At 66.4% G+C, this 12,585-nt stretch carries 12 protein-coding genes; 10 read left to right on the forward strand and 2 right to left on the reverse strand.

Annotated elements, in window-relative coordinates; all coding sequences use genetic code 11:
* The first annotated feature begins 7 nt into the window (after positions 1–7).
* The 8 genes from lhpI (at position 8) to ABWY06_RS19400 (ending at position 9,054) form a co-directional block, all read left to right on the forward strand.
* Positions 8–1,789, forward strand: a complete 1,782-nt coding sequence (gene lhpI / locus ABWY06_RS19365) for a cis-3-hydroxy-L-proline dehydratase (protein WP_353927208.1) — start codon at positions 8–10, stop codon at positions 1,787–1,789.
* Positions 1,782–2,447, forward strand: a complete 666-nt coding sequence (locus ABWY06_RS19370) for an amino acid ABC transporter permease (protein ID WP_353927209.1) — start codon at positions 1,782–1,784, stop codon at positions 2,445–2,447. The genes lhpI and ABWY06_RS19370 overlap by 8 nt, the downstream gene beginning before the upstream one ends.
* A gap of 10 nt (positions 2,448–2,457) precedes the next feature.
* Positions 2,458–3,108, forward strand: a complete 651-nt coding sequence (locus tag ABWY06_RS19375; RefSeq protein ID WP_353927210.1) for an amino acid ABC transporter permease — start codon at positions 2,458–2,460, stop codon at positions 3,106–3,108.
* Entirely contained in the window at positions 3,101–3,823 is a 723-nt protein-coding gene (locus tag ABWY06_RS19380; RefSeq protein WP_353927211.1) for an amino acid ABC transporter ATP-binding protein, read from the forward strand. The genes ABWY06_RS19375 and ABWY06_RS19380 overlap by 8 nt, the downstream gene beginning before the upstream one ends.
* Before the next feature lie 77 nt (positions 3,824–3,900).
* Complete coding sequence (locus ABWY06_RS19385) at positions 3,901–4,929, forward strand: trans-3-hydroxy-L-proline dehydratase (protein ID WP_353927212.1); 1,029 nt, start codon at positions 3,901–3,903, stop codon at positions 4,927–4,929.
* A 123-nt stretch (positions 4,930–5,052) separates the two neighbouring features.
* Complete coding sequence (locus ABWY06_RS19390) at positions 5,053–5,970, forward strand: dihydrodipicolinate synthase family protein (RefSeq protein WP_353927213.1); 918 nt, start codon at positions 5,053–5,055, stop codon at positions 5,968–5,970.
* A gap of 73 nt (positions 5,971–6,043) precedes the next feature.
* The gene (gene abaF, locus ABWY06_RS19395; RefSeq protein ID WP_353927214.1) at positions 6,044–7,438 is read left to right on the forward strand and encodes a fosfomycin efflux MFS transporter AbaF; all 1,395 of its coding nucleotides are present in this window, start codon (positions 6,044–6,046) and stop codon (positions 7,436–7,438) included.
* 26 nt (positions 7,439–7,464) lie between these two features.
* Positions 7,465–9,054 carry an aldehyde dehydrogenase (NADP(+)) gene (locus ABWY06_RS19400; protein ID WP_353927215.1) on the forward strand — a complete coding sequence of 530 codons (1,590 nt, stop codon included), beginning with the start codon at positions 7,465–7,467 and terminating at the stop codon, positions 9,052–9,054.
* Between the two features lie 31 nt (positions 9,055–9,085).
* Here ABWY06_RS19400 and ABWY06_RS19405 read toward each other — a convergent pair whose 3' ends face one another.
* Complete coding sequence (locus ABWY06_RS19405; protein ID WP_353927216.1) at positions 9,086–10,093, reverse strand: Ldh family oxidoreductase; 1,008 nt, start codon at positions 10,091–10,093, stop codon at positions 9,086–9,088.
* A 215-nt stretch (positions 10,094–10,308) separates the two neighbouring features.
* Positions 10,309–10,950: a DUF3313 domain-containing protein gene (locus tag ABWY06_RS19410; RefSeq protein ID WP_353927217.1), complete on the reverse strand. Its 642-nt coding sequence runs from the start codon at positions 10,948–10,950 to the stop codon at positions 10,309–10,311.
* 262 nt (positions 10,951–11,212) lie between these two features.
* Between ABWY06_RS19410 and ABWY06_RS19415 the strand changes: the two genes are divergently transcribed.
* Positions 11,213–12,001, forward strand: a complete 789-nt coding sequence (locus ABWY06_RS19415) for a winged helix-turn-helix domain-containing protein (RefSeq protein WP_353927218.1) — start codon at positions 11,213–11,215, stop codon at positions 11,999–12,001.
* A complete protein-coding gene (locus ABWY06_RS19420) occupies positions 11,994–12,503 on the forward strand; it encodes a hypothetical protein (RefSeq protein ID WP_353927219.1) in 510 nt (169 codons plus the stop codon). Before ABWY06_RS19415 ends, ABWY06_RS19420 begins: the two co-directional genes overlap by 8 nt.
* The last annotated feature ends 82 nt before the right edge of the window (positions 12,504–12,585 follow it).

The following is a 12,585-nucleotide window of genomic DNA, read 5'->3' on the forward strand; positions in this document are numbered from 1 at the left end:
AACCCCCATGGCCACCACCCCTTCTTCCATTACCGGGCGCAGCCTGGTCGCCGGCACGGGTGAAGGCCTGCTGCTGTATGCCGAAGTCGGCCTGAGTTTCTGGGGCGGGGTCGACTCCTCCAGTGGCGAGGTCATCGACCGTCACCACCCCCTCAGTGGCGAACGGCTGGCGGGGCGCGTGCTGGCCATTCCCAGTGGGCGGGGTTCCTGTACCGGCAGCAGCGTGCTGATGGAGCTGATCAGCAATGGCCACGCCCCGGCCGCGCTGGTACTGGCCGAACCCGATGAAATCCTCACCCTCGGCGTGCTGGTCGCGCAGATTATCTTCCAACGCTCGTTGCCGGTGCTGTACATCGGCCGGGAGGCCTTTGCCGCACTGCGCGGCACGGCCTTTGTGCGCGTAGAAGGGGCAAGCCTGCGGACCTTCGATCAACCGCCGAGCGATGGCTGGCAGGCCACGGACGAGTTGCCCGAGCCGCCGACGGACGATCATTCGATCACCCTCGGCGACCTGGACCGGGCACTGCTCGACGGCCAACACGGCAAGGCCGCCCAGGTGGCCATGCAGGTGGTGCTGCGCATGGCCCAGCTGCAAGGCGCCACGGCGCTGGTGGATGTCACCCAGGCCCATATCGACGGTTGCATCTACACCGGGCCGGCCAGCCTGCGCTTCGCCCAGCAGTTGGTGCACTGGGGCGCCGCGGTGCGGGTGCCGACCACCCTCAATGCCATCTCGGTCGACCAGCGGCGCTGGCGCCAGCTGGGCATCGACCCGGAACTGGGCGAACCGGCCAGTGCCCTGGGTGATGCCTATATGGCGATGGGTGCTACCCAAAGTTTCACCTGCGCACCCTACCTGCTGGACAGCGCGCCCAAGGCCGGCGAGCAGATCGTCTGGGCCGAATCCAACGCGGTGGTCTACGCCAACAGCGTATTGGGCGCCCGTACCCTGAAATACCCGGATTACCTGGACATCTTTATCGCCCTGACCGGCCGGGCGCCGCTAATCGGCTGCCACCTGGACGCCCAGCGCAAGGCCCGCCTGCGAGTGGAACTGCCGGCCCTGGGCGCGCTGGACGACGCGTTCTATCCGCTGCTCGGTCACCATATCGGTGCCCTGGCCGGCAGCCGTATTCCCCTGGTGGTGGGATTGGAGCGGGCCCGACCAAGCCTGGACGACCTCAAGGCCTTCGGTGCGGCCTTCGCCACCACCTCCGCCGCGCCCATGTTCCATATCGCCGGTATCACCCCGGAAGCGCTGGACCCGACCCAGGTCGTCGAACCGGGTGAAGCGCTGCCGCTGGAGCGCATCGGCCTGGACGAGCTGCTGGCCAGCTGGCGCGAACTCAATAGCGCCGGCAACCGACCGGTGGATCTGGTCGCCCTGGGCAACCCGCATTTTTCCCTCAGCGAGTTCGCCCGGCTGGCGCAGCTGTGCCAGGGCCGCCAGAAACACCCCGAGGTGGCGCTGGCGATCACCTGCGGGCGCACGGTGCTGGAGCAGGCGCGCCAGGCCGGCTACCTGGCGCCGCTCGAAGCCTTCGGCGCCACCCTGATCACCGACACCTGCTGGTGCATGCTCGGCGCGCCGGTGATCGCGCCGGGTGTGCGCAGCCTGATGACCAACTCCGGCAAATACGCCCATTACGGCCCGGGGCTCGCCGGCCGGCCGGTGCATTTCGCCAGCCTCGCCGAGTGCGTCGAGGCGGCCTGCAGCGGCACCGCCAGCGGTCGCCTGCCTACCTGGCTGGCGCCCGCCCCCCCTGAGGAGAACCCGCTCGATGTTTGACTACAGTTTCCAGTGGCGGGCGGCCCTGCGCGCCCTGCCAGACATGCTCGGCGGCGCCTGGGTCACCTTCGAGACCGCCGCGCTGTCGATGATCTTTGGCGTGCTGATCGCCCTGCTGCTGACGGTGATGCGCGAAGCGCGCCAACCGCTGCTGCGCGGCATCGGCAACGGCTGGGTGTCGATCGCCCGTAATACGCCGTCGCTGTTCCAGGTCTACATCCTCTATTTCGGCCTCGGCTCCCTGGGGCTGCACGTCAGCTCCTGGCTGGCCTTGCTGGTGGGCATCACCTTCAACAACGCCGGCTACCTGGCGGAGAACTTTCGCGGCGGCCTCAAGGCCGTGCCCGACACCCAGGTGCGGGCCGCCCGCTCGCTGGGCATGAGCGCCTTCCAGGCCTACCGCCTGATCATAGTGCCGCAGCTGTTGCGCATCGTCTTCTACCCGCTGAGCAACCAGATGGTCTGGGCCGTGCTGATGACGTCCCTGGGGGTGGTGGTCGGGTTGAACAACGACCTGACCGGGGTGACCCAGGACTACAACGTCAAGACCTTCCGCACCTTCGAGTTCTTCGCCCTGGCGGCGGTGCTCTATTACCTGATTGCCAAGTTGATCGTAGCGGTAGCCCGGCTGCTGGCCTGGCGGCTGTTCCGTTACTGAGGACGCGCCCATGTTTTCCACCAGCTTTTCCTGGAACGACCTGCTGTTCCTGCTCGACGGCGCCTGGGTCACCCTGCAACTGACCTTTTGGGCGATCCTGCTCGGATCGACCGCCGGCTTGCTGTTCGGCTTGGCCCGGGCCCTGTTGCCACGGGCCAGCCTGCCCCTGGCCTGGCTGCTCGACGTGTTTCGCAGCGTGCCGCTGCTGATCCAGTTCGTGCTGTTCAACGCGCTCAAGAGCATCGTCGGCCTGAATATCAGCGCCTTCAGCGTCGGCTGCATCGTGCTGGCCATCTACACCGCCGCCTACTTCACCGAGATCGTGCGCAGCGGCGTGCTCGCCGTGCCGCTCAGCGTGCGCCGCGCCAGCCGCTCCCTGGGCCTGAGTTACCTGCAGGACCTGCGCTGGATCGTGCTACCGATGGCCACCCGGGTGGCCTTTCCCGGCTGGCTGAACCTGGTGCTGGGGGTGATGAAGGACACTGCCCTGGTCATGTGGATCGGCATCGTCGAACTGCTGCGCGCCTCGCAGACCATAGTCACGCGCATCCAGGAGCCGCTGCTGGTGCTGTGCATCGCGGGCCTTATCTACTACGTCATGAGCCTGGTGGTCGCCCGCCTGGGCGCCCGTCTGGAAACAAGGTGGCAAGAAAATGATTGAGATCGATAACGTGCATAAGTCCTTTGGCGACCTCGAAGTGGTCAAGGGGGTCAGCCTGACCGTCAGCAAGGGTGAGGTGGTTTCGATCATCGGCGGCTCCGGCTCCGGCAAATCGACCCTGCTGATGTGCATCAACGGCCTGGAACCGATCCAGAAAGGCAGCATCCGCGTCGACGGCATCGAGGTCCATCACCCGGCCACCGACCTTAATCGCCTGCGCCAGCGCATCGGTATCGTGTTCCAGCAGTGGAACGCTTTTCCGCACCTGACCGTGCTGGAAAACGTCATGCTGGCGCCACGCAAGGTGCTTGGCAAAAGCCGTGAAGAGGCCGAGGCCCTGGCCGTCAAGCAGCTGACCCACGTCGGCCTGGCCGACAAACTCAAGACCTTTCCCGGGCGCCTGTCCGGCGGCCAGCAGCAACGCATGGCCATCGCCCGCGCCCTGGCCATGTCACCGGACTACATGCTGTTCGACGAGGCCACCTCGGCCCTGGATCCCCAGCTGGTGGGTGAGGTGCTGGACACCATGCGCCTGCTCGCCGAGGACGGCATGACCATGGTGCTGGTGACCCACGAAATCCGTTTTGCCCGCGATGTGTCCGACCGCGTGGCGTTCTTTCGCGCGGGCGTGGTGCACGAGATCGGTCCGCCCGAACAGGTCATCGGCAACCCGCTGCAGGCGGAAACCGCCGCCTTTCTGCAATCGGTCAAATAGTCCCACCCTCGCCTCGTCGGCCGGGGGCCACGGGGCTTTTCCTCCCTGTCCCGAGCGACACCCAGCAGGAGCCGGTTATGCGTTCATCGAAAGTGATTCATGTGGTCAGTTGTCATGCCGAAGGCGAAGTCGGCGACGTGATAGTCGGCGGCGTAGCGCCGCCGCCCGGCGCCACCGTCTGGGAACAGTCGCGCTGGATTGCCCAGGACGAAACCCTGCGCAACTTCGTGCTCAACGAACCGCGCGGCGGGGTGTTCCGCCACGTCAACCTGCTGGTGCCGGCCAAGGATCCACGGGCGCAGATGGCCTGGATCATCATGGAGCCGGCCGACACACCACCGATGTCCGGCTCCAATTCGCTGTGCGTGGCCACCGTGTTGCTCGACACTGGCATCCTGCCGATGCAGGAGCCGCAGACCCACCTGGTGCTCGAGGCGCCCGGCGGCCTGATCGAGGTGGTCGCCGACTGCCGCGACGGCAAGGTGCAGCGGGTGGAGGTAAAGAATGTTCCCTCCTTCGCCGACCGCCTGGACGCCTGGATTGAAGTCGAGGGCCTGGGGTCGCTGCAGGTCGACACGGCTTACGGCGGCGACAGTTTTGTCATCGCCGATGCCCAGCGTCTGGGCTTCGCCATCCGCCCCGACGAAGCCGCCGAGCTGGTGGAGGTCGGGCTGAAAATCACCCAAGCGGCCAACGAACAGTTGGGCTTTGTCCATCCGCTGAACCGCGACTGGTCGCATATCTCCTTCTGCCAGATCGCTGCCCCCGTCCGCTATGAAAATGACGTCGCCACCGGCGCCAACGCGGTGGTGATCCAGCCCGGCAAGATCGACCGCTCCCCCACCGGTACCGGCTGCTCGGCACGCATGGCGGTGCTGCAGGCCAAGGGCTTACTCGGGGTCGGCGACCGTTTTATCGGCCGCTCCATCCTCGGCTCGGAATTTCACTGCCGCATCGACTCGCTGACCGAGGTGGCCGGGCGCCCGGCGATCTACCCTTGTATCGCCGGACGGGCCTGGATCACCGGTACCCACCAGCTGCTGCTGGACCCCAGCGACCCCTGGCCCCAGGGCTATCGGCTGTCGGACACCTGGCCCGGCGCCTGAGCGCAGCGGCTGAAGGCCAAGCCACCGAACATCGGCTCATTGCATTCCCCGTAAAAAACGCTGGCCAGATTTGCTATTTTTAAATATCGTATACGAAATACAATTACCAACCGGAGACAACCCATGAGCAAGCGCATCAACTGGAGCGGCGTTTTTCCCGCGGTCACCACGCAGTTCAACGACGATTTCTCGATCAACCTGGAAAAGACCCACCAGGTGATTTCCAACGTGATCCGTGACGGCGTCTCGGGCCTGGTGGTCTGTGGCTCGGTCGGGGAAAACACCTCCCTGAGCGCCGAAGAAAAAATCGCCGTGACCGAAGTGGCGGTGGACGCCTCCCGCGGCCGGGTGCCGGTGATCTGCGGGGTGGCCGAGTTCACCAGCGTGCAGGCGGCCAAGGTCGCCAATGCCGTGCGCAGGGCCGGGGTCGACGGCGTGATGCTGATGCCGGCGCTGGTCTATGGCTCCAAGCCCTTCGAAACCGCCGAGCACTACCGCTACGTGGCCAAGAACGCCGACGTGCCGCTGATGGTCTACAACAACCCGCCGATCTACAAAAACGACGTCACCCCGGACATCCTGATCTCCCTGGCCGACTGCGACAACGTGGTGTGCTTCAAGGATTCCTCGGGCGACACCCGGCGCTTTATCGACGTGCGCAATGAAGTGGGCGACCGCTTTGTGCTGTTCGCCGGTCTGGACGACGTGGTGCTGGAAAGCATCGCGGTGGGCGCCGAAGGCTGGGTCTCGGGCATGTCCAACGTCTTCCCCCAGGAAGGCGAGACCATCTTTCGTCTGGCCAAGGCCGGGCGTTTTGCCGAAGCCATGCCGATCTACGAATGGCTGATGCCGATCCTGCACCTTGATGCCCGCGCCGACCTGGTGCAGTGCATCAAGCTCTGCGAAGCCATCGCCGGCCGCGGCAGCGCCCTGACCCGTCCGCCGCGCCTGGCCCTGCCCCAGGCCGACCGCGAATACGTCGAGCGCATCATGGCCAAGGCCCTGGCCAACCGTCCGCCGCTGCCGGACGTCGGTCTCTAAACCGAGCGCCGGGCCGGGCCTTCGCGGCCGGACCCGGCCTGCCTGTCATTGCGCCTTCAAAGGAACTGCCCGCATGTCGACTCGCCCCTGCACCGCTCCTGCTACCACCCCCGCGGGCCTTAAACGCGTGGTGGCCGCCGCCATGGCCGGCACCGTCGCCGAATGGTATGAGTTCTTTCTCTACGGCACCGCCTCGGCACTGGTGTTCGGCCAGCTGTTCTTTCGCCAGACCGACAGCCCGATCGACGGCATTCTCGCCGCCTTCGCCCTCTACGCCGTGGGCTTTCTCGCACGCCCCCTGGGCGGCCTGGTCTTCGGCCATTACGGCGACAAATTCGGCCGCAAGCGCCTGCTGCAACTGAGCCTGGTGGTGGTCGGCGTGACCACCTTCCTGATGGGCTGCCTGCCCGGTTTCGCCAGCATCGGCTATGCCGCGCCGATCCTGCTGGTGCTGCTGCGGTTGATCCAGGGGTTCGCCTTCGGCGGCGAATGGGGCGGCGCCATCCTGCTGGTGTCCGAACACTGCCCGGACAACCGGCGCGGCTTCTGGGCCAGCTGGCCCCAGGCCGGGGTGCCGGCCGGCAACCTGCTGGCCACGGTCGCCTTGCTGGCGCTGTCGAGCACCCTGTCGGAAGAGCAGTTCCTCGCCTGGGGCTGGCGCGTGGCGTTCTGGCTCTCGGCGGTGGTGGTGCTGATCGGCTACTGGATCCGCACCAGCGTCGACGACGCGCCGATCTTCAAGCAGGCCCAGGCGCGCCAGGCGCAGCAAAAAAGCCAACAGCTGGGCGTGGTGGAGGTGTTGCGTCATCACTGGCGCGCGGTGCTGGTCGGCATCGGCGCGCGGTTCGCCGAGAACATCCTCTACTACACGGTGGTGACCTTCTCGATCACCTACCTGAAGCTGGTGGTGCACAAGGACACTTCGCAGATCTTGCTGCTGATGTTCGGCGCACACCTGCTGCACTTCTTCCTGATTCCGCTGATGGGTTACCTGTCCGACCTGGTCGGGCGCAAGCCGGTTTACCTCACCGGCGCGGTGCTCACCGCCACCTGGGGTTTCATCGGTTTTCCGCTGATGGACACCGGCAACAACTGGCTGATCATGGCGGCCATCACCCTGGGCCTGGCCATCGAGTCCATGACCTATGCGCCCTATTCGGCGCTGATGGCGGAAATGTTCCCGACCCATGTGCGCTACACCGCCCTGTCGCTGTGCTACCAGGTGGCACCGATCTTCGCCGGCTCCCTCGCCCCGCTGATCGCCCTGACTTTGCTCAACAAATACCAGAGCTCGACCCCCATCGCCTTGTACCTGGTGGGCGCCGCGGTGATTTCCATCGTCGCCGTCGGCCTGACCCGGGAAACCCGCGGCAAGTCGCTGCACCAGGTCGACGCCGAAGCCGCCGCGCGGGTCGCCGCCCATGGCCGTGTCGACACCGCCGCTCGCCCAGGCCACTCGCTGGCCTGAGCCCGTTGTTTTTTTAGGAGCCATTTATGCCTCACCGATCCGAGATCCTCGGCCAGCAGTACATTGGCGGCGCCCGCAGCGCCGCCGGCACCCAGGTGCTGCACAGCCATGACGCCAGCAGCGGCGATGCCCTGCCCTATGCCTTCAGGCAAGCCACCGGCGAGGAAGTGGACGCCGCCGCCCGCGCCGCAGCCGCCGCTTACCCGGCCTACCGTCAATTGGCGGCCAGTCGCCGCGCGGACTTCCTCGACGCCATCGCCGGCGAACTGGACGCCCTGGACGAACCCTTCATCGCACTGGTCTGCCGCGAAACGGCGCTGCCGACCGCCCGTATCCAAGGCGAACGGGCCCGCACCAGTGGTCAGTTGCGTTTGTTCGCCCGGGTGCTGCGCCGTGGCGATTTTTATGGCGCGCGCATCGACCGCGCCCTGCCCGACCGCCAGCCGCTGCCGCGGGTGGACCTGCGCCAGTACCGTATCGGTGTGGGTCCGGTGGCGGTGTTCGGCGCCAGCAACTTCCCGCTGGCCTTTTCCACCGCCGGTGGCGATACCGCGGCCGCCCTGGCGGCCGGCTGCCCGGTGGTGTTCAAGGCCCACAGCGGCCATATGGCAACCGCCGATCGAGTCGCCGCGGCGATCATCCGCGCGGCCGAAGCGACCGGGATGCCGACGGGCGTGTTCAATATGATCTACGGCGGCGGCGTGGGCGAAGCGCTGGTCAAACACCCGGCGATCCAGGCGGTGGGCTTTACCGGCTCGCTCAAGGGTGGCCGTGCCCTCTACGACATGGCCGCCGCGCGTCCCCAGCCGATTCCGGTGTTCGCCGAGATGAGCAGCATCAACCCCGTGCTGGTGCTGCCCGCGGCCGTGCAGGCACGCGGCGAGCAGATTGCCGGCGAACTGGTCGCCTCGGTGGTCCAGGGCTGTGGCCAGTTCTGCACCAACCCGGGTCTGGTGTTGGGCCTGCGCTCGCCTGCCTTCGACGCCTTCAGCACGCGTTTCAGTGCCCTGATGGCCGAACAGCCGGCGCAGACCATGCTCAATGCTGGCACGCTCGCCAGCTACGAACAGGGGGTACGCGCGCTGCATGCGCACCCGGGCATCACCCATCTCGCCGGCCAGGCGCAGCAAGGCCGGCAGGCGCGACCGCAGCTGTTCAAGGCCGATGTCAGCCTGCTGCTCGAGGGCGACCCGCTGCTGCAGGAAGAGGTCTTCGGACCGACCACCGTGCTGGTCGAAGTGGCCGACGCCGCCGAACTAAGGCGGGCCCTGGAGGGTCTGCATGGCCAACTGACCGCCACCCTGATCGCCGAGCAGGAAGATCTGCAGGCCCATGGCGAGCTGTTGGCGTTGCTGGAACAAAAGGTCGGCCGGGTGCTGTTCAACGGCTACCCGACCGGCGTCGAAGTCGGCGAGGCGATGGTCCATGGCGGCCCCTATCCCGCCACCTCGGACGCCCGTGGCACCTCGGTCGGCAGCCTGGCCATCGAGCGTTTCCTGCGCCCGGTGTGTTACCAGAACTGCCCGGATGCCTTGCTGCCCCCGGCCCTGCAGAACGCCAACCCGCTGGGCATCGACCGCCTGGTGGACGGCCGCAACCAGCGCGACGCGCTATAACCACGGCAGGCCCCTGGGCGCCTGCCTGGCATCAGACCAGCAGTGCCTTGAGGTCCCGGTACAGGGCCTCGGGGATCTGCACCCCTTCCCGCTCATGGTGCGCACGGGCTTCGAAACGACGTTGCGACGGCAGGCGCGCACCCTGGCCCTGGATGCTCTCGAACAGCACTTCGGCCCGCGCCAGGTGCTGTTCGGTGGCCTCGCCGAGAAAGCGCCGCGGGTCCAGGGCAATCAGCAGTTCACCGTGGTAGGGCGAGGACTTGCTGCCGGCGTCGTAGGCCAGGGATTCGGCACTGGTCAGGTCGCCGATCAAGGGCCCGGCGATCAGCTCCACCATGGCCGCCAGGGCCGAGCCCTTGTGCGCGCCGAAGGTCAGCATCGCCCCGCTGTCGAGCACCACATTGGCGTCGGTGCTGGGTTGGCCCTGGGCATCCACGCCCCAGCCTTCGGGAATCGCCTTGCCGGCGCGGCGATGCAGTTCGATCTCGCCGCGGGCGATGGCGCTGGTGGCGAAGTCGAAGACAAAGGGCTGTTGACCGGCACGCGGCCAACCGAAGGCGATGGGGTTGGTGCCGAACACCGGCTGATGCCCCCCCGCTGGCGCGACCCAGGCATGGCTGGGGTTACAGGCCAGGGCCACCAGGCCGGCGGCGGTGAGCTGCTCGATCTCCACCCAAAGCGCGGAAAAATGCACGCAGCGGTTGATCGCCAACGCCGCGATGCCATTGGCGCGGGTCTTCTCCACCAGCAGTGGCAGTCCGGCCTGGAACGCCAACTGGGAAAAACCGCCTGCCGCGTCGACCCGCACGATCGACGGGGCCTGGTCGACCACCCGTGGCTCGGCGTCGGCCGCGACCTTCCCGGCCTTGAGTGAACTGACGCAGCCCAGCACCCGGTACAGGCCATGGGACGCACAGCCGTCGCGCTCGCCGGCGACCACCGTGGCGGTCACCGCCCGGGCCTGGGCGGCGCTGAAACCGTTGTGCAAAAGGATCGACTCGGCCAGCTCGCCGGCCTCGATCAGGGACAATCGGATCATAAGCTACTCCTTGGACAGACCGTCCAGCGTGCCGCTTTGGGCCCCCGGTGGCTTGATCGCTTTGACCCGGCACGATGACGAAATTGGCACAACGGCTGTTCGCGGCCTTGGACCGCTGCTGCAACAGCAGCGCCACATCCTGGCGAGGGGGGCCGGGTATTCCGCCCGGCTGCATAACAGCAGGCCTTCCCCTGACCCACGGGTTTTCTCCTGTGCTAGTCGAAGCTCAGCACATCCAGGGTCAAGCCATTGATCACCGACTTGAGGTCATCGACCGTGACGGTCTGTCGATCGTCGCTCAGCACCGTGCCCATCCCCTTGCGGACCACTCGCAGCATCGGCTTGCCGCTGACCGCATCGACGAGCTCAGCCTCCAGGTACAACTCGCTGTTCTGCTCGCGCTCACCGGTGGAGGTCCGGGACTCGGCCATCACCAGGGCCAAGGGAATGCCTTGGGGCGAGGCCGTCACCGCGGTAATGGCGCCGCGAAACTCGAGGGTCCCGGGAATGGCACTGAAACCCACCAGCTGTAGACGCCTGGACAACGCTTCGCTGAGCCGGCTATTGGTGTAACCGAGCAGGTCCTTCAAGGTTTGTGCGCTGACCTGCTGCGTCGGTTGTGGCGCCGGATAAAAACGGATCGGCTGGAAGATCACCTTGTCGTACTTGGCCAGCTTGAAGTCAGGGCTGACCCAGCGCAGCACGGTGTTGCCGGCGGGCGTCGTATGCTCGGCCAGCCCCTCGTAGTTGGACAGAAAGCCGGAATACTGGGCCTGGTTGGGCGTTTCGTTACTGCTGCAGCCCCCCAGCAGCACAACGGCCAGCACGCCACTCAGCGCCAAACGGGTCGTTTTCATCGGTCAGTCCCTGGTCAGTCGATCAAATCGTGGAAATGGTGAATATTCGGGTTGGGCCCATGAGAGCAGCCGCGGCCCTGGCCGGCTAGACGCAGCGCGATACGCCAGCCTGGTCCGCTCGCACTAGAACATTCGCTACCCCCTGCCGGCAAGCGCCGGTGCAATCAAACGGGTCGGAGTGAATTATCGCAAACCGCTGCGGCCTGTAGCCGGTCCGGCATGCGCTACGCTGCTAGCTGTGGTGCCCTGGACAGCGGACGAAATGGCCCTTTACGTCATCAATAGCCTGATTTATTTCGACAGCGAGGCCTTCACCCTCTACCGGGCCGAATCCTCCGAAGAGGCGCTGCGCATCGGCGCCATTGCCAGCCGCTGCTTAAGCCTGCTGCTGCAGGCCGACGGCCAGATCGTCAGTAAGCGCGAGCTGATCAGCGGGGCCTGGGGTGCATTCGGCCTGGAGGTGACCGACAACAGCCTGGCCCAGGTGGTGCGCCAACTGCGCGTGGCGCTGGAAACGCTGCAACCGGACCACGAGTTGATCCTCACCATCCCGCGCATTGGCTACAAGATCAACCCACCGGTGGCGCTGCTCGATGCCCCCCCACTGCCCTTGCCGCCCGTATCGACAGTCTCGACACCCGCCACCGAGGAGCCGGTCAGCCCGGGTACGCAGTCGCCGCCGACGCCGGGGCGCCGCCACGAGAAGTTGAGCCAACTGGCTTTCGGGCTTATCGCCCTGCTCTGCTGGGCGGCCCTGTTTCACCTGCCGGAATTGCTGCGCCCCGCGGCCCTGGTCGAACAGCCCTTCGTTGAAGCCGGGGTGGCGCAGCTGGACGGTCTGACCCTGCATTGGGAAGCGATGCCCGCTGTCGCCTTGGTGCCGGGCAACGAGCAACTGGCCCGCCGGGCCACGACGCTTGGCCTGGCCATTGGCATGGAGAACCTGCATCTCTACCGCTTCGCCGGTCAAGCCCGCAGCCTGGACCTGCTCTGCCAGGGCGAGCTGACAGCCGGCAGCCACAGCTGCGTGGGGGTAAAAGCGGATGAATAGCTTGGTACCGCGCTCCCTGCTCTGGCTGTTCCTGGCTGGCAGCCTGCTGAGTCTTGGCCTCGGCGCCTGGTACAGTCGGCAGCAGGGCTCGCTGGACCTTAGCTGCGCCGGCCGCGCGGCCCAATTGCTGCCCGGCGAAAATCCGCAGCGCTGGTTGCTGCACCGGTTTGACCTGGATTTGCGCACGGAAGGGCTGGGCGACTACCGGGCCCGTTTGCGCCTGCTGGACGCCAGCAGCGGCAAGAGCCTGGGCTACCAGTCCCGTACGACCCACTTCAGCCAGCGCCGCCAGGGTCCGCGCCTGCTGGTCCAGGTGCTGAACAGTGGCAAGAGCGAAACCGACAACCTGCCTCAACCGCAACTGGCTGGCGTGGGCCTGTTTGTCTTCAACGAGCAGATGCACCTCACCTATCGGTTGCGCCAACTCGCCCCGGGCAGCCTGCTGATCGACAACGGCCAAGGGAGCGTGCTGCTCTGCCGGCATAACCCGTCGCGGCCCTGAATCTGCTGCCTTTAACCCGAGTACACCCAAATCCCTGGATACCCGCCTGCGCGGGTATGACGGAGAGTTCAGATAATCGTCG

This window comes from Pseudomonas sp. (genome assembly GCF_040514055.1).
Classification (GTDB): domain Bacteria; phylum Pseudomonadota; class Gammaproteobacteria; order Pseudomonadales; family Pseudomonadaceae; genus Aquipseudomonas.